This window comes from Allobosea sp. (assembly GCF_030694325.1).
In the GTDB taxonomy this organism is placed as follows: Bacteria; Pseudomonadota; Alphaproteobacteria; order Rhizobiales; family Beijerinckiaceae; genus Allobosea.
Window position 1 is genome coordinate 1 of sequence record NZ_JAUXYO010000268.1, and the last position, 21,777, is coordinate 21,777.

Annotated in this window: 22 protein-coding genes; 10 read left to right on the plus strand and 12 right to left on the minus strand. The window is 67.5% G+C overall.

All coding sequences use genetic code 11. The features are described 5' to 3' along the window. Positions 1-109: FAD-dependent oxidoreductase (locus tag Q8M82_RS23465; protein WP_371126397.1), on the minus strand; the 109-nt coding region annotated here is incomplete at its 3' end. 1 nt (position 110) lies between these two features. After that, the gene (locus tag Q8M82_RS17295; protein ID WP_305692558.1) at positions 111-383 is read right to left on the minus strand and encodes a (2Fe-2S)-binding protein; all 273 of its coding nucleotides are present in this window, start codon (positions 381-383) and stop codon (positions 111-113) included. Between the two features lie 161 nt (positions 384-544). On the opposite strand from Q8M82_RS17295, the gene Q8M82_RS17300 reads away from it, so the two are divergent. From Q8M82_RS17300 to Q8M82_RS17310, 3 genes are all read left to right on the plus strand, one after another. Continuing rightward, positions 545-1,357 (plus strand): transporter substrate-binding domain-containing protein, encoded by an 813-nt coding sequence (locus Q8M82_RS17300; RefSeq protein ID WP_305692559.1) that lies wholly within the window; start codon positions 545-547, stop codon positions 1,355-1,357. A gap of 212 nt (positions 1,358-1,569) precedes the next feature. Then, the gene (locus Q8M82_RS17305) at positions 1,570-2,613 is read left to right on the plus strand and encodes a phosphotriesterase family protein (RefSeq protein ID WP_305692560.1); all 1,044 of its coding nucleotides are present in this window, start codon (positions 1,570-1,572) and stop codon (positions 2,611-2,613) included. After that, on the plus strand, positions 2,606-3,487 hold the full coding sequence (locus Q8M82_RS17310) for a DMT family transporter (protein WP_305692561.1): 882 nt from the start codon (positions 2,606-2,608) through the stop codon (positions 3,485-3,487). Before Q8M82_RS17305 ends, Q8M82_RS17310 begins: the two co-directional genes overlap by 8 nt. A gap of 128 nt (positions 3,488-3,615) precedes the next feature. Here the strand turns inward: Q8M82_RS17310 and Q8M82_RS17315 are convergent, their stop codons facing one another. From Q8M82_RS17315 to Q8M82_RS17340, 6 genes are all read right to left on the minus strand, one after another. After that, entirely contained in the window at positions 3,616-4,281 is a 666-nt protein-coding gene (locus Q8M82_RS17315) for a GntR family transcriptional regulator (RefSeq protein WP_305692562.1), read from the minus strand. An 82-nt stretch (positions 4,282-4,363) separates the two neighbouring features. Next, positions 4,364-5,812 (minus strand): dihydropyrimidinase, encoded by a 1,449-nt coding sequence (gene hydA / locus Q8M82_RS17320; protein WP_305692563.1) that lies wholly within the window; start codon positions 5,810-5,812, stop codon positions 4,364-4,366. 194 nt (positions 5,813-6,006) lie between these two features. Beyond that, positions 6,007-6,822, minus strand: coding sequence for an ABC transporter permease (locus tag Q8M82_RS17325; protein WP_305692564.1), 816 nt, complete (start codon positions 6,820-6,822; stop codon positions 6,007-6,009). After that, entirely contained in the window at positions 6,819-7,649 is an 831-nt protein-coding gene (locus Q8M82_RS17330; protein ID WP_305692565.1) for an ABC transporter permease, read from the minus strand. The genes Q8M82_RS17325 and Q8M82_RS17330 overlap by 4 nt, the downstream gene beginning before the upstream one ends. Positions 7,650-7,866: 217 nt before the next feature. Further along, a complete protein-coding gene (locus Q8M82_RS17335) occupies positions 7,867-8,997 on the minus strand; it encodes an ABC transporter substrate-binding protein (protein WP_305692566.1) in 1,131 nt (376 codons plus the stop codon). Positions 8,998-9,019: 22 nt separating this feature from the next. After that, entirely contained in the window at positions 9,020-10,132 is a 1,113-nt protein-coding gene (locus Q8M82_RS17340) for an ABC transporter ATP-binding protein (RefSeq protein ID WP_305692567.1), read from the minus strand. A gap of 124 nt (positions 10,133-10,256) precedes the next feature. Here Q8M82_RS17340 and Q8M82_RS17345 point away from each other — a divergent pair, with 124 nt between their 5' ends. Beyond that, positions 10,257-10,766 carry a 2'-5' RNA ligase family protein gene (locus Q8M82_RS17345; RefSeq protein WP_305692568.1) on the plus strand — a complete coding sequence of 170 codons (510 nt, stop codon included), beginning with the start codon at positions 10,257-10,259 and terminating at the stop codon, positions 10,764-10,766. Between the two features lie 314 nt (positions 10,767-11,080). On the opposite strand, the gene Q8M82_RS17350 is transcribed toward Q8M82_RS17345, so the two are convergent. Continuing rightward, on the minus strand, positions 11,081-12,418 hold the full coding sequence (locus Q8M82_RS17350; protein WP_305692569.1) for a dihydroorotase: 1,338 nt from the start codon (positions 12,416-12,418) through the stop codon (positions 11,081-11,083). Positions 12,419-12,629: 211 nt separating this feature from the next. Here Q8M82_RS17350 and ygfZ point away from each other — a divergent pair, with 211 nt between their 5' ends. The 3 genes from ygfZ (at position 12,630) to Q8M82_RS17365 (ending at position 14,939) form a co-directional block, all read left to right on the plus strand. Beyond that, positions 12,630-13,514: a CAF17-like 4Fe-4S cluster assembly/insertion protein YgfZ gene (gene ygfZ, locus Q8M82_RS17355; RefSeq protein ID WP_305692570.1), complete on the plus strand. Its 885-nt coding sequence runs from the start codon at positions 12,630-12,632 to the stop codon at positions 13,512-13,514. Next, the gene (locus Q8M82_RS17360; protein WP_305692571.1) at positions 13,511-14,152 is read left to right on the plus strand and encodes a DNA-3-methyladenine glycosylase I; all 642 of its coding nucleotides are present in this window, start codon (positions 13,511-13,513) and stop codon (positions 14,150-14,152) included. Before ygfZ ends, Q8M82_RS17360 begins: the two co-directional genes overlap by 4 nt. A gap of 172 nt (positions 14,153-14,324) precedes the next feature. Then, the gene (locus tag Q8M82_RS17365; protein WP_305692572.1) at positions 14,325-14,939 is read left to right on the plus strand and encodes an HD family hydrolase; all 615 of its coding nucleotides are present in this window, start codon (positions 14,325-14,327) and stop codon (positions 14,937-14,939) included. Here the strand turns inward: Q8M82_RS17365 and Q8M82_RS17370 are convergent. Next, the gene (locus tag Q8M82_RS17370; protein ID WP_305692573.1) at positions 14,914-16,182 is read right to left on the minus strand and encodes a TadE/TadG family type IV pilus assembly protein; all 1,269 of its coding nucleotides are present in this window, start codon (positions 16,180-16,182) and stop codon (positions 14,914-14,916) included. The two genes, Q8M82_RS17365 and Q8M82_RS17370, sit on opposite strands and share 26 nt — an antisense overlap. Before the next feature lie 244 nt (positions 16,183-16,426). Between Q8M82_RS17370 and aceB the strand changes: the two genes are divergently transcribed. Beyond that, positions 16,427-18,028 (plus strand): malate synthase A, encoded by a 1,602-nt coding sequence (gene aceB, locus Q8M82_RS17375; protein WP_305692574.1) that lies wholly within the window; start codon positions 16,427-16,429, stop codon positions 18,026-18,028. 1,025 nt (positions 18,029-19,053) lie between these two features. Here the strand turns inward: aceB and Q8M82_RS17380 are convergent. Both Q8M82_RS17380 and Q8M82_RS17385 read right to left on the minus strand, forming a co-directional pair. Beyond that, entirely contained in the window at positions 19,054-19,527 is a 474-nt protein-coding gene (locus tag Q8M82_RS17380; RefSeq protein ID WP_305692575.1) for a hypothetical protein, read from the minus strand. Positions 19,528-19,532: 5 nt separating this feature from the next. After that, positions 19,533-20,372, minus strand: a complete 840-nt coding sequence (locus tag Q8M82_RS17385) for a zinc ribbon domain-containing protein (protein WP_305692576.1) — start codon at positions 20,370-20,372, stop codon at positions 19,533-19,535. A 114-nt stretch (positions 20,373-20,486) separates the two neighbouring features. Here Q8M82_RS17385 and Q8M82_RS17390 point away from each other — a divergent pair, with 114 nt between their 5' ends. Together Q8M82_RS17390 and Q8M82_RS17395 are read left to right on the plus strand one after the other, a co-directional pair. Continuing rightward, positions 20,487-21,059 carry an NUDIX hydrolase gene (locus tag Q8M82_RS17390; protein WP_305692577.1) on the plus strand — a complete coding sequence of 191 codons (573 nt, stop codon included), beginning with the start codon at positions 20,487-20,489 and terminating at the stop codon, positions 21,057-21,059. 154 nt (positions 21,060-21,213) lie between these two features. Further along, on the plus strand, positions 21,214-21,684 hold the full coding sequence (locus Q8M82_RS17395) for a hypothetical protein (protein WP_305692578.1): 471 nt from the start codon (positions 21,214-21,216) through the stop codon (positions 21,682-21,684). Positions 21,685-21,777 lie beyond the last annotated feature (93 nt).

The following is a 21,777-nucleotide window of genomic DNA, read 5'->3' on the forward strand; positions in this document are numbered from 1 at the left end:
CGGTGGCCTCGTCGAGCAGCACCACCGACAGCCCGGCCTCGCTCGCGGCCAGCGCGGCTGCGGCGCCGGCCGGCCCGGCGCCCACGACGATGAGATCGGCTGGCGTCATCTCAGAGCGAGCCCTTGAGTTCGACGACGAGCCCGTCCTCGACCGGCACCTGGCAGGACTGGCGCAGCACGCCGTCGACCTGCACCACGCATTCCTGGCAGACGCCCATGAAGCAATAGGCACCGCGCGGCGCGCCCTCGCGCGGGCTGTGCCGCAGCCGCGTGATACCGGCCGCCAGCAGCGCCGCCGCCAGGGTCTCGCCGCGATGGGCCATGACGCTGCGACCTTCGACCGCAAACGTCACGGCGTCACCCCGCCGGAGGGCGTCCTTCATCCGCAGAGCCGTCATCCGTCCGCCCGGGTCCCCGTCCGCTGCCGCTTTACAAGAGCGATGCAGTGTATACAGTCCGTCGACAATCGGTGCAACATGAGCGGCCGTCAAGAGCCGGCCATGACCGCAGCCGAGGCGTTCAACCTGACTGTCTGAGGGGACCCATGTTCAACAAATTCGCGCTCGGCATCGCCGCGCTGCTCGGACTCGCCACCGCCGCCCTGCCCACCACCGCGAGCGCCCGCTCGCTCGACGAAATCCTGAAATCCGGCACGCTCAAGGTCGGCGTCAACCCGACGCTGCCGCCGCTGGCCAAGTTCGACGAGAAGAACCAGATCGTCGGCTTCGACGTCGATTTCGCCACCGAGATCGCCAAGATGCTGGGCGTAAAGCTGGAGATCGTGCAGACCGGCTCGCCCGACCGCATCCCCTTCGTCGCTTCGGGCAAGATCGACCTCGTCATGGGCGCGATGACGCGCAATCCGGAGCGCGCCAAGGTGATCGACTTCACCGTGCCGGTTCACACCGAGGTTTTCGGCGTGTTGACGACCGAGGCCAAGCCCTACAAGGACTGGAAGGAACTCGACAGCCCGAGCGTCACCCTGATCCAGGTCCGCGGCACCACGCCGGTCAAGTTCATCGAGGACAATCTCAAGCAGGCCAAGGTCACGCTGCTGGACAACTACCCCGACGCGGTGCGCGCGCTGGCACAGGGTCGCGGCGACGCGATGATCGACGTGATCGACTTCGTCGGCGAGCAGATGAACCGCTTCAAGGACGTGAAGTGGAAGGTCGTCGAGACGCCGGTCGACGTCTACTATTGCAGCTTCGGCCTCGCCAAGAACGCGACCGGCCTGAAGGACTGGCTCAACGTCGCGATCTTCGAGATGCACCGCCGCGGCAAGACGGATGCGCTCTGGGAGAAGTGGTTCGGCATCAAGATGCTCAACCCGACCGGCTTCACGCCCTACTTCTGACCGCTCGGAAACGCGACCGTCATCCCGGACAAGCCGCGTCAGCGGCACTGCTCCGGGATCCATCGTAGAGCGCAGTTCCCTACGATGGATCCCGGCGCTCCGCGGCGTTTATCCTTGGGCCGATCGAAGATCGGACCCGAGGGCTGCGGCCGGGATGACGAGGCGCTTGAACGAACATGAGCCTTTCGCAGACCGCCCGGGCTTAAATCGATATGCCGCCTGACCGCCCCGCCGCCCCCGGCGAGATCCAGACCGTTTGCGGCCCGATCGCACCCGCAGATCTCGGCCCGACGCTGATGCACGAGCATCTGCTCTGTGACGTGACTCCGCCCGAGCTCGCCGCGCAGGGCTTGCCCGAAGTCGTGATCACCCCCTGGAACGCGGCCGAGATCCGCTATCACTGGTGCCGGCATTACGGGAACCACATCCTCTCGGACGTGGCGGAGATGACGGAAGAGGTACGGCTCTTCCGCGAGAGCGGCGGGCGCGCCATCGTCGAACTGACCATCGAGGGCATCAAGCCCGATCCGCTGGGCCTGCGCGCGATCTCGCAGGCGACCGGCGTCGCGATCGTCGCCGGCTGCGGCGTCTATATCGAGAGCTTCGCCGGCGAGGCCCTGACCACGCGCTCGACCCACGACCTCGCCGCGCTGATGATCGCCAGCGTCCGCGACGGCCTCCAGGGCAGCGATGTCCCCGCCGGCATCATCGGCGAGATCGGCATCAGCGATCCGCCGACCCCGGGCGAGCTGCGCGCACTGACGGCTGCCGCCATCGCCCAGCGCGAGACCGGCGCCAGCATCAATGTCCACCCCGGCCGCGACCCCGCCTCGCCGCTGCAGGTCGTCGCCCATGTCGCAGCCGCCGGCGGCGACGTCACGCGCCTGATCATCAGCCATCTCGACCGCACCTTCTCGACGCTGGATCAGGCGCTGGCGCTGGTCGAGACGGGGGCCGTCGCCGAATGGGATTTCTTCGGCATCGAATCCTCGCATTATCCCTTCGCACCGATCGACCTGCCCAATGACGGCATGCGTCTGAACTGGATCGCCGGGCTCGTCGCGCGCGGCCATGGCGCGCAGGTCACGCTCTCGCAGGACATCTGCACCAAGACGCGGCTTAGGCGTTACGGCGGCCATGGCTATGGCCATCTGATCGAGAATGTGGTGCCGATGATGCGTCGCAAGGGATTCGACGAGGCCATGATCGACCAATTCCTGATCGAGACGCCACGCCGGCTGCTCACCCTTGTCTGATTCCGGCGTCGAGACGGCCGCACGCGCGCGGCGCGACATCCTCATCGGCGCCGCGCTGATGGTGGTGTCGACCTTCTGCTTCGTCAGCCTCGATTCGATCCTGAAGGCGCTGGCGGCACGCCATGACGTGCTGTTCCTGGCCTGGGGCCGCAACCTCTTCCAGGTTGTCTATCTCGTCGCCGTCATGCCGCTCTTCGGCGCGCGCCGCATGCTGGTGACGCGCCATCCCGTCATCCAGCTCTGCCGCGGCGCGGCGCTGGTCGGCACCACCGTCTTCATCGTGCTGGCGCTGAAATCGATGCCGCTGGCGCAGACCTACGCCATCACCTTCTCGGCCCCCCTGCTTGCGACCATCCTCGCCATGATCTTCCTCAAGGAGCGCCCCTCGCTGCAGCGCTGGGTGCTGATCCTGATCGGCTTTTGCGGTGTCATGGTCGCGCTGCAGCCGACGGCGCCGGGCGCTGGCGGCTTCCTCGTCTTTCCCCTCGCCATGGCGCTGGCGAACGCCGGATATCACGTCCTGACCCGCGCCATCGCCGCCGACGAGGACCCGCTGGCGATGCTGTTCCAGGTTGGCTTCTTTGCCTTCCTGCTGACCTCGCTCGCCCTGCCCTGGTCGTGGTCGCGGATGGAGCCCTGGGAATGGGGCGTGCTGGCAGTGGGCGGCGCCTTCGGCACGCTCGCCCATCTCCTGCTGATCGAGGCCTTCCGGCGCGCGCCCACCGCGGTGATCTCGCCGATGATCTATTCGCAGATCATCGCCGCCTGCCTGATCGGCTATCTCGCCTTCGGCGAGGTGCCGACGCTGGCGACCCTGCTGGGTGCGGCGATCGTCGTCGCCAGCGGCGTGGCGCTGATCCGCTCGCGGGGCTGAAAAGCTCGTCCTCCGTCATTGCAAGCGCAGCGAAGCAATCCAGAGCGACCGCTCGGTGGCCCCTGGATGGCGTCGTCGGCTCCGCCCCCTCGCCATGACGATCCGCGACGCAGACCGACGCGAAGATCTCAGGAGATGTTGTCGAGCGAGAAGCGCGACAGGCTCCGGATATGCGCCTGCGCCGCTTTGCGGGCGCGCTTGGGGTCCTCGGCCTCGAGCGCGACGACGATCTCGAGGTGCTCGACCGCATCCTGCCCGACGCGGTCGGCGAGGCGGGCGATCTCGAACAGCCGCGTCGTCACCCGCAGCGAGCGGATCATCTGCCCCATCACCGCATTGCCGCAGCCGTCGATATAGAGGCCGTGGACATTGTCGTCAGAACGCCAATGGGCGTCGGTGTGGTAGGTCGTCGCCGCCATCAGCTCGTCGATCTCGCGATGGACCATGGCGAGCTTGGCCTGCGACAACCGCCCCGCGGCCAGCGCCGCCGCCTCGCCCTCGAGCAGCTCGCGCACCTTCAGGCTCTGCAGATATTCGCCGAGATCGACATTGCGGACCATGAAGGAGCGGTTGGCGGCCTTCACCACCAGCCCCTCGCCCTCCAGCCGCTGCAGCGCCTCGCGCAGCGGCGTGCGGGAGATCCCCAGAATATCGGCGAGCTTCGCCTCGACGATGACCTCTCCGCCCTTGAGGCGGCGGCCGCGCACCATGTCCGACACCGCCTTGTAGGCGAGGTTGGAGAGGTTGTAGCCGCCCGTCTGCTCGGCAGCGTCGCTCGGCTCGGTCAGGGTCATGCTGTCGTCTTCGTGCTCAGGTTGCAGGACCGCTTGTGAACGAGGCGAGCCCGGCCATCAAGACCGGAACCGGCCCCCGCCGTCACCGATGCCCCCCGGCCGGCTCGAAAGAGGTCGGCAATTGCCCCGCCGGGGCGGCCAGCGCCGAGCGCTCGCGCGCGACATGTCCACCCTGACCCGGCTGGCCGACGAGGTCGCCGTCGCGCACCAGCACCTGCCCGCGCAGGATCGTGGTCACCGGCCAGCCCGTCACCTGGATGCCCTCATAGGGCGTGTAGTCGCTGCCGTGATGCAGCAGGGACTGGCTGATCGTGACCTCGCGCCGAGGGTCCCAGATCGCGATGTCGGCATCCATGCCGATCGCGATCGAACCCTTCTTCGTCAGCCCGTAGGTCTTGGCGTGGTTGGTCGCAGACAGCGCGACGAACTGGTTCAGCGTGATCCGCCCCTTGCCGACCCCTTCCGAGAACAGGATCGGCAGTCTTGTCTCGACGCCCGGGATGCCGTTGGGCACCCAGCGGAAGGAGGTCCTGCCCTTCGGCGTCAGCTTGCCGGCCGGGTCGTCATAGCGGAACGGGCAGTGGTCGGACGAGAACACGTTGAAGATGCCGTTCGACAGCCCCTCCCAGCAGGCCTGCTGGCTGGCGGTGTCGCGCGGCGGCGGCGAGCAGACATATTTCGCGCCCTCCATGTTGAGGCCGTCCATGTCCTTCTCGGTCAGCACGAGATATTGCGGGCAGGTCTCGCCATAGACCTTGAGGCCCCGCGACCGGGCCCGGGCGATCTCCTCCATCGCCTCGCGGTTCGAGACATGGACGATCATCACAGGGACATCGACGAGTTCGGCCAGCGAGATCGCCCGATGCGTCGCCTCGCGCTCGACGGGAATCGGCCGCGAGGTGCCGTGGAACTTCGGCGCGATATGCCCGCCCCGCTCCAGCCGGTCGGTCAGGAAGCGGATCGCGTCGTAATTTTCGGCATGGACCATGACGAGCGCGCCGGTCTCGCGCGCCACCAACATCACCTCGAGCATCTCGCGGTCGTTCAGGGCGAGCCCGTCATAGGTCATGAAGACCTTGAAGGAGGTGTAGCCGTCCTCGATCAGCGCCGGCAGATCTTGCCCCAGCACCTGCTCGGTCGGCTCGGAAATGACGAGGTGGAAGGAGACGTCGGTGTAGCAGCGGCCCTCCGCCAGCTTGTGATAATCCTTCACCGTCTCGCGCAGCGACGTGCCTTTCTCCTGCATGCAGAACGGCATCACCGTGGTGTTGCCGCCGAACGCCGCCGAGAGCGTGCCGGAGGCGAAGTCGTCGGCCATGACGATGCCATCGCCGCTCGGCTGGGCGATATGGACATGGCTGTCGATTCCGCCGGGCAGGACGAGATGGCCGGTGGCGTCGATCGTCTCCGTCGCCGGGCCGAGATCGTGACCCATCGCCACGATCGTCCCGTCGCGCACGCCGATATCGCAGGAGAAGGTGTCGGAGGCGGTGGCGACCGTGCCGCCGGCGATAACGAGATCGTAGCTCATGGACTGTTCCTGTCGGATCCCGCCTGCCAACGAGCCGGAGCCCTCGACGGAATACAGAGTGTATGCAGCCCGCATTTTGATGGCTTGGCCGTCGCGCTGCAAGCGCGAACATGACGACGCACACGAGCGCGGCGCGGGCGACGGGCCCGGCCGACCCGACGCGGAGGACGGAGCCCAAGGGAGCCCCTGAGGGCTTAAGTCCCGACCTTGGCGAGAACGTCGGCCCGCAGGAAGCGCTCGATGAACAGCATGAACAGCACCGAGGGTACGAGCAGGATCAGCGCCGTGATCGAGGCGACCTGGTAGTTGCCGCCCATCGCCGCATTGTAGAGCAGCAGCGGCAGCGTCGTGACCTGGGGCACGCCGACGAAGAAGGTGCCGGTGAACTCGTCGAGCGATTCCAGGAAGACGAAGATGCCGCTGGCGATGATGCCCGGCGCGGCCAACGGCAGCGTCACGGTGAAGAAGGCGCGCAAGGGAGAGGCGCCCATGTTGCGCGCCGCCAGTTCGAGATCCTTGTCGACCGCGGCAAAGGCCGCCGCCGCGATCCAGACCGAGAACACCAGCCCATGCGCGGTGTGGACCAGGACCACCGCCAGCACCGTGCCGTTGATGCCGAGCTGGTAGAAGATCCGGGCGACGTTGATGTAGATCGCGACCGAGGGAAACGCCTGCGGCAGCAGGAACATCACCATGAACAGCGCCCGCATCGGCAGCTTCAGGCGCGCTAGCGCGTAGCCGGCGGGAATCGACAGAGCGAGCGCGAAGGCGACCGTCAGCACCGCGATCCAGACGCTGGTGCCGAGCGAGGCCATGGCGTCGCCGGTCGGCCGGAAGACCTGCTCCCAATAGCGCGTGCCATAGGTCACGGGCAGTTTGTAGGGCGTGTACCAGCGCTCCGCCACGGACCAGAGCGCGAGATTCAGGATCGGCCCGATCAGGACGAAGGCGAAGGCGGCGAGCAGGCTCGCGGCCAGCACCATCCGGGCGGAAGCGGCGAGCCGGATCATCGCGGGGCCTCCTGCGAGAGGCCGCGGCGCAGATACAGGATCGCGGCGCCGGCACTGATCAGATAGGTGATGACGCCGAGCGCATTGGCCGTGGCGTAGTCGCCATAGGCGTTGATGCGGAAGGCCATGTCGACGGTCAGCATGGTCGGCTGCGAGCCCGAGACCATCAGCGGCACCGACAGCACCGAGAGCATCGTCACGAAGGAGAGCACGAGCGCCACCAGCAGCGTTTGCATGACCTGCGGCAGCGCGAGTTCGACCAGCACCCGCAGCCGCGAGGCGCCGAGATTGCGGCCGGCCTCCAGCGTCGCCCGATCGATCGAGGCGAGCGCCCCGGCCAGAAGGAGCGCGACGAAAGGCGTCTGCTTCCAGACGAAGGTCGCGATGATGCCGCGCCAGTCGAGATAGCTCACCGCCTGCAGCGGCTCCATCAGCCCCAGCGAAACGAAGCTGTTGTTCATCAGCCCGTTCTTGGCGAGGAAGGTGCGCATGCACTGCGCCGCGACGATGAAGGGGATGAACAGCGGCCAGCGATAGAGCGCCCTCAGCGTGCCGACGATCCAGCGGTTTTCACCGAGCGTCAGCGTGCCGGCGATCACGATGGCCGCCAAAGCCGTCAGCGCGCAGGAGGTCAGCACGATCACCACCGTGAAGACCATGTCGGTCGAGTAGAGCTCGAACGCCTTGGCGAACCACTCCAGCGTGAACGCCCCGTCCTTGCTGAAGGCGGAGATCAGCGAGAAGCCGAGCGGGTACAGAAACAGCGCCGCGACCAGCACGAGGCCGGGCGTGATCAGCAGCAGCGCCAGATGGCGTTGGGAGAGCATGGGCAAGGCGCCGTTCGGTGATGGGAGGTGCCCGGCCAAGGCCGGGCCAATAAAGAGTGATCGAGAGGCGCGCCGCTGCTTCAAAACGCGCCGTCATCCCGGGCTTGCCCCGGGATCCATCATAGAGCGCAACGCCCTACGATGGATCCCGGAGCTCCGCTTCGCTGCGTCCGGGATGACGGTCGAGGTTCAGAGCACGAACGCGGCACTCGTCGTCTCAGTTCGCGACCTTCTTCTCGTAGCCCTCGAGGATGTCGTTGAAGTAGGGCGCGATCGGGAAGGCCTTGCCGTTCTTGGCGAGGTCGGCCGGGGTGACGTCGACGAAGAGCTTGTCCCAGGCGGCCTTGTCGAGCTTGCCCTCGAGGTTGGCGGCGTCGATGCCCGGATACCAGTTGAACTTCTTGACGATGCCGTCGGCCTGGACCTGCGGCGAGGTGGCGAGCGCGATGAAGGCCTCGGCCAGCTTCTTCTGGCCGGCCTTGGCGGGCACCGCGTAATACATCGGCTGGCCGGGCATGCCGGGCGAGATCAGCTTCAGCTTCATGTTCGGCGGCAGCTTGCCGTCGGCCTGCCAGGAATAGAACATGTCGACCCAGACCGGGCCGATCGCGATCTCGCCGCGGTTGAGCATGTCGAGCGTGCCGGCATTGCCGGGCGTGATCGTCGCGTTCTTGTTGAACTCCTTCAGATCGGCGAAGGCCTTGTCCCAGGTCGTCTTGGTGGCCGCGTCATAGGGGCCCTTCATCAGCTTTTCGGCGTCGCCGCCGAAGGCATAGACCCAGCCGGCGACGAAGGAGACGCCCGACATGCCGCCCTTGATGCCGTTATAGCCGAACTGCTTGGGGTTCTTCTTCGCCCACTCCGCCAGTTCGGCGAAGGTCGAGGGCGGCGTCTTGACCATGTCGGCATTGTAGGCGAGCGCCGTCTGCGACTGGAACATCGGGATGACATAGCCCGAGACGTCGGTGCCGAGCGCGTTCTTGGCGGCGTCGCCGGTGGCGAGCTTCGCGGTCGGGACATTGGCGGTGTATTTGTCGAGCAGCCCGTCCTTGACCATCTGGCCCGCGGCCTTCTGGTGGATCACGACGACGTCGAAATCGGTCGTCGCCGAGCCCTTCTGGGCGTCGAGCTTCTCGAAGATCTTCTGCGAGCCGGAATCGCCCGCCCCGGTTCCGACCGAGACGACCTTCACGCCGGGATTGGCCTTCTCGAACATCGGCCCGAGGAAGTCCTTGACGTAATCGACCATGTTCTGGTCGCCGGCGGAGGCGACGTTCAGGGTCTGGGCGGAGAGCGGGGATGCCGCCATCAGTGCCGCGAGCGAGCAGGCTATCGTGAGGATGCGCATGGGAGACTCCTGTTGTGGGACGTCAGGCGGCGATCCCGGCCTCGGATGCCGGGAAGATGTGCAGGCGCTGCAGCGGGATGCGCAGGCCGATCATGGTTCCGAGTTCGTGGCGGTCGGCGTCGTCGACCGTGATCTGGCGGCCCGCGGCCTCGATCCGGTAGCGGTAGACCCCGCCCGGATAGGCGCGCGCGGCGATGGTGCCGGGGACCAGCAGATCCCCGCCCGCCGCCGCATCGCTCGCGTCGAGCCTGGCGACATCGTCGCGGAAATAGGCGACCGCATCGCCGGCCGGCAGCGCCTGGGCCGCCTCCGGCGCGAGGCGCGCCATCGCCGTGCCGGCAGTGACGGAGGCGCCGCCCTCGGCGCGGGCGACATGCAGCGGCAGCACGTTCTCGGCGCCCATGAAATTGGCGACGAAGGCGCTGGCCGGGCGGTCATAGACCTCTTCCGGCGTGCCGACCTGCGCGACGCGGCCCGCCTGCATGATCACCAGCCGGTCGGCCATGGTCATGGCCTCCTCGCGGTCATGCGTGACATGGACGGCGGTCAGCCCGAGCCGCTGCTGGATCGAGCGGATCTCGTGGCGCATCACCATGCGGATCTTGGCGTCGAGATTGGAGAGCGGCTCGTCGAGCAGGAGGATGCCGGGGTCGATGGCGAGCGCCCGGCCGAGCGCGACGCGCTGGCGCTGCCCGCCCGAGAGCGCGGTGACCTTGCGGTCCTCATAGCCGGAGAGGCCGAGCATGGAGAGCAGCGCGCCGACCTTCGCCGCGATCTGCGCCTTGGGCACGCCACGCAGCTTCAGCCCGTAGCCCATGTTCTGCAGCACGCTCATATGCGGCCACAGCGCATAGGACTGGAACACCATCGCCATGCCGCGCTTCTCCGGCGGCAGCGGCGCGACGTCCAGCCCGCCGACCAGGATCGCCCCGGACTCGACCGGCACGAAGCCCGACAGCGCCCGCAGCAGCGTGGTCTTGCCGCAACCCGACGAACCCAGCAGCGCGGTGAAGCTGCCCGGTTCGAAATCGAGGCTGACGCCATGCAGCACGCGGGTGCCGCCATAGGCGACCTTCAGGTCGCGCACGGCGATCGACGCGCCGCTGCGCAGCCCGTTGGGCATGTCGGTTGGCACGATGCCATCTCCCTAGAACGCGCATTTTGCTCGGCTGGAATGGAATGGATCTTCCATTTCCGATACGCTTGGAGCAAACATAACGTCTGTGTCGGACCGTGTGCAATAGGTTTATGAAGCTCTGATGACGGCTGCGATCCACTCCCTCTGGCTGATGCCCTCGGCCGAAGACGGCGCCCTGTTCGCAGGTGTCCTCGCCGATCTCTCTGCCCGCTTCGACACGCCGCTCTTCACGCCGCATCTGACCATCGCAGGCGATACCGACAGGCCGGTGACGCAGCTCTCAGCCGAGATCGCAGCGGCCGCCGCCGAGGTCGCGGCTTTCTCGGAGACTGTGCTGGGGATCGAGACGAGCGAGACCTTCTTCCGCTCCTTCTATGCGCGCTTCGCCGTGTCGGCCCCGCTGGCGGCGCTCAAGCAGCGGCTCGACCCGCAGGCGCGCGAGCCCTTCCTGCCGCATGTCTCGCTGCTCTACGGACCGGTCGCCGCCGGCCCGAAAGCCGAGGCCGCCGCGCAGGTCTCGACCACGCTCACCGGCCGCCCGATCCGCTTCGACCGCCTCTGCGTGGTGACATCCGGCCAGGACGTGCCCATAGCCGACTGGCGCATAGTCGAGACGGCGATGCTGGGCTGACGCCCCTCAACCGTCATTGGGAGCGCAGCGAAGCAATCCAGCAGGCATAGAGCTCTACGAGACTGGATTGCTTCGCTGCGCTCCCAATGACGGATATCGCGACGCCCGTCCCATTAGACTCGGGTTCTCGACAATCTTGAGCGCCCCACCCGCAAGTCGGCGTTCCCTTTTCAAGCGCGGGTCGTCCCGGGCGACCAAAGGGAGACCCGGGACCCATTCCGGAACCTCAATCGGAAAGGCTCCGGAATGGGTCCCGGATCGGCGCCGCCGAAGGCGGCTTGTCCGGGACGACCCGCAATAGGGACGCTCGGTCGCTACCCCCGTGGCAGCGCCTCCAGGAACCGCGCCGGCTCGCCCTGCGAGGGCGTCACGATCTCGGCTTCCCACATCACCTTCCGGCCGCGCACGAAGGTGCCGACCGGCCAGCCGGTGACGGTGACGCCGTCATAGGGCGTCCAGCCGCATTTCGAGGCGCCCCATGCGTTGGTGATCGTCTCGCGGCGCTTCAGATCCACGATGGTCAGGTCGGCGTCGTAGCCCGCCGCGATGCGCCCCTTGCCCTCCATCCCGAAGATGCGCTGCGGCCCATGGCTGGAGAGATCGACGAAGCGCTCCAGCGTGAGCCTGCCGGCATTCACATGGTCGAGCATGATCGGCACCAGCGTCTGCACGCCCGGCATGCCGGAATGGCTGGCGGGATAGGCGTGGTGCTTCTCCTCATGCGTATGCGGCGCATGGTCGGAGCCGAGCACGTCGACGATACCCTGCTCGACACCCCACCAGATGCGCTGGCGGTGGCTGTCGTCGCGGATGGGCGGGTTCATCTGGGCATAGGTGCCCAGCCGCTCGTAGCAATCGGGCGCGACCAGGGTCAGGTGGTTGGGCAGCACCTCGACCGTCGCGACATCCTTGTGGTCCTTCAGGAACAGCATCTCGTCGCCGGTCGAGATGTGCAGGACATGCACCCTTGCCCCCGTCTCATGCGCGATCCGCACCAGCCGCTGCGTGCAGGTCAGCGCCACCTCGGGCGAGCGCCAGACCGGGTGGCTCGCCGGGTCGCCGGTGACGCGCAAGCCCATCCGCTCGCGCAGCATGCCCTCATCCTCGGAATGAAAGGCGGCGCGCCGGCGCGTCTGGCGCAGGATGGCGGCGACGCCTTCATCGTCCTCGACCAGCAGGTTGCCGGTGGACGAGCCCATGAAGACCTTGATGCCGGCCGCACCCGGCAATCGCTCCAGCTCGGGAATGTCCTTCACGTTCTCATGCGTGCCGCCGACCCAGAAGGCGAAGTCGCAATGCATGCGGTGCCGCCCGCGCGCGATCTTGTCGGCCAGCGCCGCTTCGCTCGTGGTCAGCGGATTGGTGTTAGGCATCTCGAACACGCAGGTGACGCCACCCAGCACCGCCGCGCGCGAGCCGGTCTCCAGATCCTCCTTGTGGTCGAGCCCGGGCTCGCGGAAATGCACCTGGGAGTCGATCACGCCGGGCAGGATATGCAGCCCCGTGCAGTCGACGACCTCCCCGGCCGAGGCGCGCGAGAGATCGCCCAACGCCATGATCTTACCCCCGGTGATGCCGAGGTCGCGCTGCACGCGCCCGTCATGGTTCACCACCGTGCCGCCCTTGAGGATCACGTCATAGGTCTGCGACATGGCGGGTCTCCGGTGGTTGAGCAGGCGGCTGAAGCAGCCTACCTATCGGGTCGAAGGCTGCTTGAAAACCATAGCCCTCATCCTGAGGAGAAGCCGCAGGCTTTGTCTCGAAGGATGCTCCAGCGCGCTCTGGATCATCCTTCGAGACGCCGCTGCGCGGCTCCTCAGGATGAGGGCTCGAGGGAATCGAAGCGCCGCCCGGAGACCACGCATGCCCGCCACCCATCTGATCGACCGCGGCGTCATCCGCGTCGCCGGCGAGGACGCCCGACCCTTTCTGCAGAACCTCGTCACCAACGACCTGGACGCGGTGACGCCGGAACAGGCCGGCTATGGCGCGCTGCTGACACCGCAGGGCAAGATCATCTGCGATTTTCTCGTCGTCGCAGTCCCGGAAGACGAGGGCGGCGGCTTCCTGCTCGACACGCCCTTGCTCCAGACCGCCGACCTGATGAAACGCCTCAAGCTCTACAAGCTGCGCGCCAAGGTGACGCTCGACGATCTGACGGAGGCCACCGCCGTGATCGCCTCGAGCGACGGTTCGCCCCTGCCGGAGGATGCAGGCCTGGTATATGCCGATCCGCGCCTGCCGGCGCTGGGCCAGCGCGCCCTGATCGACCGCGGCGGCGCCGCCGAGATCGCCACCGCCCGCGCCGATGAATGGCACGCGCGCCGCATCGCGCTCGGAATCCCCGAGGGCGGCCGCGACTTCGCCTATGGCGACGCCTTCCCCCACGAGGCGCTGCTCGACCAGACCGGCGGCGTATCCTTTAAGAAGGGCTGCTATATCGGCCAGGAGGTCGTCTCCCGCATGCAGCACCGCGGCACGGCCCGCACCCGCGTCGTGCCGGTCGTCTTCGAAGGCGGCATCGCCGCCGAGACGGGCGCGGAAGCCGTGGCCGGCGGCAAGCCGCTGGGCAGGATCGGCTCCGGCGCCAACGGCCGCGCCCTCGCTCTGCTGCGGCTCGACCGCGTCGCCGATGCGCAGGCGGCGGGCGAGCCCCTGCTCGGCGGCGGCATGGCCTTCACGCTGGCGAAGCCGGATTTCATCCGCTTCCCCTTCCCCGGCGAGGCGGGCTTCGGAGCCGCCGCATGAGCGACGTGACCATTGCGGGCGAAGAGCGCATCGCCATCGCCGGGCCCGACGGCAAATTCCGCTGCCGCTGGCCGGGCAGCGACCCGCTCTATCTCGCCTATCACGACACCGAATGGGGCGTGCCGGAATATGATTCCCGCGCGCTCTGGGAGAAGCTGATCCTCGACGGCTTCCAGGCCGGGCTGTCCTGGATCACGATCCTCCGGAAGCGCGACGCCTTCCGCGCCGGCTTCGCCGGTTTCGAGCCGGAGGCCGTCGCGCGCTTCGGCGAGGCCGACGTCCAGCGCCTGCTCGCCGACCCCGGCATCATCCGCCATCGCGGCAAGATCGAGGGCACGATCAAGAGCGCGCGCGCCTATCTCGCCATCAGCGAGCGCGAGCCCTTCGCCGATTTCCTCTGGAAGCATCAGGACGGCCGCGTGCTGCAGAACAGCTTCCGCACGCAAGGCGAGGTGCCGACGCAGACGGCGATCTCCGAGGCGATGGCGAAGGATCTCAAGAAGGCCGGCTTCACCTTCTGCGGCCCGACCATCGTCTACGCCTTCATGGAAGCCTGCGGGCTGGTCAACGACCACCTCACCGGCTGCTTCCGCCGGCAGGAATGCGCGGCGCTGGCGCGCGACGTGGGGGCGGCATGACGATGAGCCTTTCTCCTACAGCCCTCATCCTGAGGAGCGCTCGGCACGAGCGCGTCTCGAAGGATGCTCCAGGGGGTTACAGAGCCTGCTGGACCATCCTTCGAGACGCCGCTGCGCGGCTCCTCAGGATGAGGGCTGGTGGAAGCCGGCGCATGCCGGAAGCCGCCTGAGCATGGCGCGCGCTCCCGCCCCGCCGCGCGCCTGGCAGCGCATGCTGTCGGGCCGCCGGCTCGACCTGCTCGACCCCTCGCCCCTCGATGTCGAGATCGAGGACATCGCCCATGGGCTCGCCCGCGTCGCGCGCTGGAACGGCCAGACGCAAGGGCCACATTCCTTCTCGGTGGCGCAGCACAGCCTGCTGGTCGAGGCCATCGCCGACCATCTCAACCCCGATTGGTCGCAAGCCTGGCGGCTGATGGCGCTGCTCCACGACGCGCCCGAATACGTCATCGGCGACATGATCTCGCCCTTCAAGGTCGTGATGGGCGACGCCTACAAGGCGGTGGAGACGCGGCTCCTCGGCGCCATCCATCTGCGCTTCGGCCTGCCCGCCACTCCGCCCGCCCTGCTCAAGCGCAAGACCAAGGAGGCCGACACCATCGCCGCCTTCCTGGAGGCGACCGAACTCGCCGGCTTCTCCCGCGAGGAGGCGCTGCGCTATTTCGGCCGGCCGCAGGCGCTGCCGCGGGCGGTCACGGCCCTGCTCCAGCCGCTCGACACGCAAGCCGCGCAGGACCGCTTCCTGGCGCGCTTCGCCACGCTCACTGCGTCAGGCGGATCTGGCTGATCTCGCGCGCGATCTGCTGGAATACCGGCGTCAGCTGCGAGGCGCTGCTGACCTCGTAATACATGCTCGGCGTGCTGGCGCAGTTCTGCAGCAGCGTGCGGTCGCCATTGATCACGCGCACCGTGTACACGCGGATACCGGCATCCTTGGCGCTCTGGCAGGCGAGCCTGGTGCGGTCGTCGATCGCGCTGCCATTGGTCGTGAAGCGGTTCTGGGTGTTCTCGCCGTCGGTCAGCAGAATCATGTATTTCTGCAGCCGCGGCGTGGTGAACGGCTTCGCCCCAGCGAAGGGAGCGCCCGGCGTCAGCGTCGCCATGCCCCAGTTCGCACCGATGGTGACGTTGGTGTTGCCGACCGGGGTCATGGCGTTGATCGCGTTGGTCAGCGCCGTCCAGTCCGAGGTCAGCGGCGTGATCGGCGCCAATGTCGACTGCGCGCAGAAGTCCGCCGGGTAGAGCGTGGCATAGGCCGAGACCGACTCGTTGTCCTTGACGTCGTTGGGCTGGTCGCGGTCGCTGATGCAGCCGGCCCAGCTCGATTTGGTGATGGTGACCGTGTTGCAGGTCTGCTTGCCCTTGCTCGTCGTGCAGGTCGTCTTGCTCTGGTCGTAGCGCAGCCAGGGCTCGTCCTTCAGCGTGGTCGAGACCTTGATCTGGGTGGCGAAGGGCACGACCGAGATGCGGATCTGGTCGGTCGTCAGCGTCGCGTCCTTCATGATCTTGATCAGGTCGAGCGAGGCGGCCTTCAGCGCGTCCATCTTGCCGGAGGACGACATCGAGCCGGTGTTGTCGAGCGCCAGCGCCAGCTCGATCGTGTTCGTGCCCCAGGTCGATTGCGAGGAGCTGGAGACCTGAACGCGATCATGCCCGATCAACCGCGCCAGGCTGGTGTCGATCGACAGATTGGCCGCGATTGAGATCGTTCTGGCGGTTCGGTCGATGCCGATCGTCGCGCTGGTGAAGCTCTTCGCGGCACCGCCGCTGAGGTTGGAGGCGATCCATTTGTTGGTCCGGTCGCGCAACTCGCCGTCGCCGAGCTTGGTCGCATCGCGGGCCGCCATCAGCGCGGCGGAGTCGACCGCCGCGTTCAGCATCTGGCGGGCTTCCGAGGCCCGGGAGTAATCGATGGTTGCGCCGGTCAGGCCGATCACCGGCACCATGGCGAAGCTGAACATCACCATCACATTGCCGCGCTCTTCGGAGCACAGACGTCTCAGTCGCCGCATCATGGACCCGACTTTCATGGACTATCCCCCGATAATCGCCGTTCAGGACACGTGCTGCCCATTGCCGCGGGCTGAATCCGATCGCTCGAATTGTCGGCATGGTCGGCTTTTGCACAGGCGCCGGCCGTGGCGCTTTCCCCAGCGTTAACGAATCCTGCCACCTGTTCGATATTGGAAAAACTGCTCATCATTTTTCGCCGTTTCGCGAAAGATCGCCGCGGGCGATAAGGAACCAGCCAGATCGTCTCCCGGAGTGCATGCGATGACCGAAGCTTCCCTCACCTTGCCCAAGGGCGTCGTCGTCAAGGGCGCGCTCGCCGCGCGCTATGACGAAGTGCTGAGCCATGACGCGCTCGCCTTCGTCGCCGAGCTGCACCGCCGCTTCAACGAGACGCGGCTGCGCCTGCTGGCGCTGCGCGCGGAGCGGCAGAAACGCTTCGACGCCGGCGAGACGCCGGATTTCCTGGAGGAAACCCGCCATATCCGCGAGGGCGACTGGACGGTCGCAGCCATCCCCGCCGACCTGCTCGACCGCCGCGTCGAGATCACAGGCCCGGTCGACCGCAAGATGATCGTCAATGCGCTGAACTGCGGCGCAAAAGTCTTCATGGCCGATTTCGAGGACGCCTCCTCGCCGGTCTGGGCCAACATGGTCGAGGGCCAGATCAACCTGAAGGATCGCTGGGCCAACGCGATCGATTTCACCGACCCCAAGACCGGCAAGGCCTACAAGCTTTCGGCCAAGCCGGCCGTACTGATCATCCGCCCGCGCGGCTGGCACCTCCCCGAAGCCCATATCGAGATCGATGGCGAGACGGCCTCGGGCTCGCTGGTCGATTTCGGGCTCTATCTCTTCCACAACGCCAAGGCCGCGCTGGCCGCGGGCTCCGGCCCCTATTTCTATCTGCCCAAGCTCGAGAGCCATCTCGAGGCCCGGCTCTGGAACGACGTCTTCGTCGCGGCGCAAGGCGCGCTCGGCCTGAAGACCGGCACGATCAAGGCCACCGTTCTGATCGAGACCCTGCCGGCCGCCTTCGAGATGGACGAGATCCTCTACGAGCTGCGCGACCACATGGCCGGCCTGAATTGCGGCCGCTGGGACTACATCTTCTCCTTCATCAAGAAGCTCGCCCGCAACCCGGCCTATGTCCTGCCCGACCGCTCGCAGGTCGTGATGACCAAGGCCTTCCTGAACGCCTATTCGCTGCTCCTGATCAAGACCTGCCACCGCCGCGGCGCCTTCGCCATGGGCGGCATGGCGGCGCAGATCCCGGTCAAGAACAACCCCGAGGCCAACGCCGCCGCCTTCGCCAAGGTCAAGGCCGACAAGGAGCGCGAGGCCGGCAATGGCCATGACGGCACCTGGGTCGCCCACCCCGACCTCGTCCCCGTCGCCATGGAGGTCTTCGACCGGCTGATGCCGCAGGCCAACCAGCTCGACAAGAAGCGCGACGATGTGCAGGTCACCGCCAAGGACCTGCTCGAAGTCCATCAGGGCACGCGCACCGAAGAGGGCTTCCGCGAGAACATCCGCGTCGGCGTGCAGTATCTCGAAGCCTGGCTGCGCGGCCGCGGCGCGGTGCCGATCTACAACATGATGGAAGACGCCGCGACGGCCGAGATCAGCCGCGCCCAGATCTGGCAGTTCGTCAGCTACGGCGTCGAACTCGAAGGCGGCACCAAGGTCACCCCCGAGCTGTTCAGACGCTGCCTCACCGAGGAGATGGCCCGCGTAAAGACCGAACTCGGCGCCGAGGCCTACGACAAGGGCCGCTTCCCCGAGGCGATCGCGCTGTTCTCGGAACTCTCCCTCGCACCGCAGTTCGAGGATTTCCTGACTCTGCCGGCTTATGGGAAGCTATGAGGGGCTGAGGATGCCAAGATGCTCATGAGTGGCGCCGCCGGGCGGCGAAAGGCGCGGGGAACCCCTCTCCTGGAAGGAGAGGGGCAGGCGAGAGGTGTCGGCCCCCGGACCAGCGGGGCGCAGACCTCACCGCTGCTGATACGTGAAGCGCCGAACAATCCGCCGTCATGGTCGCCCTTGTGGCGACCATCCACGTCTTGCGACGCTGCTGGCGGGCGAGCCGCTCTGTGAAAGGGCAGCGCCAATCGTTCCCGTGTGAAGACGTGGATAGTCGGGACAAGCCCGACCATGACGGGAGAGGATGCGAAACAGTAATCCCCGCCCCTTCCGCCTCGCCCTATCCTCCCTCCACCTCATCCCCGAGGGGCAGCCATCCGGAAGGCAAGCCGTTGGTGGGGATGGGCGCGGCGCCTGCGGGCGGGTTTGCACCCCGCACTCGGGAGGCTTCGGGGCACCGCCCTGGGGGTACTACGGCCCCTGTGCGAGGAGCTCGCTGGAAAGGTCTTAAGGCTCACGCCTTCGTCCCATGCCGGACGGCGCGACAACCCGATGAGGGGAACTGGCGTCTAGGGCTCGCGGCGGAGGCTGGCCTTCGACCCGATAAGCGCGGCCCAGAGCCCAAAATCGCTGACAAGCGGAGCGCCACGGGGCGTGCGGATGGTGGCTCAATCCATCCGCGCCGCGTCCTGGCTCAACGGATGCGGAATTCTACCCACGCGCCTCGCGGCGCTCCGCTGCCCCTCGTCATCGACCGACGCCGGAAGGCGGGCGGAGATTGGCCGTGCGTGTTCCAGGTGAAGCGCGGGGAACCCCTCCCCCTCGTGGGGAGGGGCAGGGGTGGGGGGCGGAAAGCCGGGCGCGGCGTGGGCAAGTTGGCTGGACCGTCGATGCCAGTCCGGCCATCGCTCACCCAGCGGCACGCCCCCCACCCCTTCCCCTCCCCACAAGGGGGAGGGGTTCGCGGCGCGGTTCCGGCGCTTACTCGTCCTGAGATGCTCGGGTCGAGCCCGAGCATGACGCGCCCCCTACGGCGCCGGGGCCACCGTCAGCGTCATCTGGGCGCGGCCGATGCGGCCTTCCTTGTCGACGGCCTGGATCTCGATGACGTGCTTGCCGGGCGGCACCAGCACGGCGGGCGCCTCGATGCCCTGGGGCGTGATGAAGGCCTTGACGCGGGCGGTGACGTCGAGCGCCGGCTGACGCCGGTAGATCACCTGGACCTTCTCGGGATCGACCGGCACGCCGTTGCTCGGCAGGAACTTCACCGCCAGCCGCAGCGGCTTGCCGGCGACGCCGCTGCCATGCGTTCCCAGCGTGTCGATGCCGGGGCCGCGCGTCAGGTTGCGCGTCGGCACCCCCGTGGCGTCAGGCGCCGGCGGACCGGCCTCCTCGCGGGTGATGAGTTGCACGGGCTCGGCCGCGCGCAGCGGCGCCGACGGAAGCAGGAGGGCGCAGACGAGAAGAGTGGGCAAGAGGCGGCAGGCGGTCGGCTGGATCATCGCGGTCACTTCAATCCCAGGATGCCGGCGATCAGGCCGGCGGCGACGGACAGGGCAGTGCTGGCCATGAGGATGGCGGTTTCGATCGTCTTCAGCGTTTCGAGCGGCAGTTTTCCGTGAACGGAGGACAGGCCCTGGCGCAGTCCCGGCAGCGAGGCGAGGCCCTTGGCGCTGAGAGCGGCCTGGGACACGCGCAGCAGCATGCCGGCGAAGAACGAGGCGCCGATGCTCAGCGCATAGAACATGGTTTCGCGCCAGGCGGCGACTCCTTGTGGCAGCACGGGGATGTTGTCGCTCCAACCCAGCCACGCGTTCATTGTCGCGACGGAAAAAAGCGCGAAGCCCAGCGCGACCGAGATATCGCGCTTCGCCAGCCGGGGCCGCACGCCGAGATAGAGCGCGCCCGTGACGAAAGGCACGACGATCGAGGCGGTGCGCAGCACCCACAGCGGCAGGTCGAGCCAGAGCACCACGCTGGCATAGGCGCCGAGCAGGACGAGGAACCCGAGCAGCAGCGCGAGAAGATGGCGCCGCGGTGGCGGCGCCAGCGCGGCGGCCGCCGCATCGGCGGCATCGGCCAGCGCGACCTCGTCGGTCGCCGCGACACTCGCCTCGCCCGGCGCGGCGGGCGCAGGCACGGCTTCGGCGCGGAAGCGGCGGAGTTCGCCGAGCGATTGTTCGAGCGAGGCGCGCGCCTCCTCCAGCCCGGCGATCCGGCGCTCGGCGGCGTCGAGCCGGCGCAGCAGCGGCAGCACCGGCGTCAGGTCGCGCCCGCAGCAGCGGCAGGAGATCGCGCCGGGGTTGAGTTCGGCGTCGCAATAGGGGCAGACGAGGTGGTCCGTCACGGCATTCTCGCAGGGCCCGTGAGAGGGCGCGGGCTCAAAGCCACAACTTGAGGTCGCGTGCAAGTCTGTCGCAGGCCGCTACAAGGCGAAAGAGACGAACAGGGTGATCCGCAGATGAGCCAGCCCGCCTTCCCCGCCCGCCTCGCCGAAGCCGTCGCGCGCTATCGCGCAGAGGTCGCGGGCCCGCGCGAACATCTCTCGCTGCTGCGCTGGCAGATGGCGGAGCACCATGCGCTCGACTCGCGCGCCTGCTTCCCCGGCCATGTCACGACCAGCGCCTATGTTCTCTCGCCCGACCATGCCCGCATCCTGCTGATCGACCATGTCGTGATCGGGCGCTGGCTCCAGCCCGGTGGGCATTGGGAGGAGGCGGAGAGCTTCCATGCCTCAGCCGCGCGCGAGGCGCTGGAAGAAACCGGCGTGCAGGGTTTGTGGCTGCATCCCTGGCATCAGGGCACGGATCTGCCCTTTGTCATCGACAGCCACGATGTCCCCGGCAAGCCCGCCCGTGGCGAACCGGCCCATGTCCATCATGACCTGCAATATCTCTTCCTCGCCGATCCGGCGGCACCGCTCGTCGCCCAGACCGAGGAGGTTCATGCCGCGGCCTGGAAGCCTCTCGCCGAACTCGCCGACATCGCCCCGCTCGGCCTGGCGCGCATCCACACCCTGACTCCGCCGGGATGATGTTGCACAGCAGCAAAATTGTTATAATATTACATTCTATCGCGCCCCATCCCTCTCGCCGAGCGGGCGTCCTCGGAGCATGCTGGCGGCAGGACGAGGACACACCGCGAAATGGATCAAGGTGGATGACCGGCGTCCCCCTGGAACCGAGCCCATGTCGATGAAGCCGCTCGCCGCTGCCCTGCTGTTGTCCAGCGCCGCCACTCTCGCCGCCGCCGCCGATCTGCCTTCTCGCAAGGGTGCGCCCGTCGCGCCGCCCCTGGCGCCGGCCTGCAGCGAGAGCGAGGGCATCCCGACCGACGCCTTCGGCTTCACCACCGGCTCCGACGTCGCCGATCAGGGCTCCTTCGGCCCGAGCCTGACCTATGGCGGCGCCTATGGCACCCGCACCGGCTCCTCCAACAGCCACGGGCTGATGCTGCAGGGCTCCTATGGCCTGCTGCCCTGCCTCGAGGTCGGGCCCTATCTGCTCGGCGGCTATTCCAAATCGTCGCTGGCCGGGATCAGCACCGACGAGCGCAGCTTCGGCGCCGGCATCGAGACCAAGTACAAGATCCTCGGCCGCGACATGCATGGCCTAGGTCACATACCCGTAAACGGGATTCCCTGCGGCGTGGTGTTCTGATTCATTGATCTCAACCTTGGAGGTTGAGATGGCTCGCTTTGATCTGACGGATTTCGAGTGGTCGGTGATCGAGCCGCTTCTTCCGACAAAGGT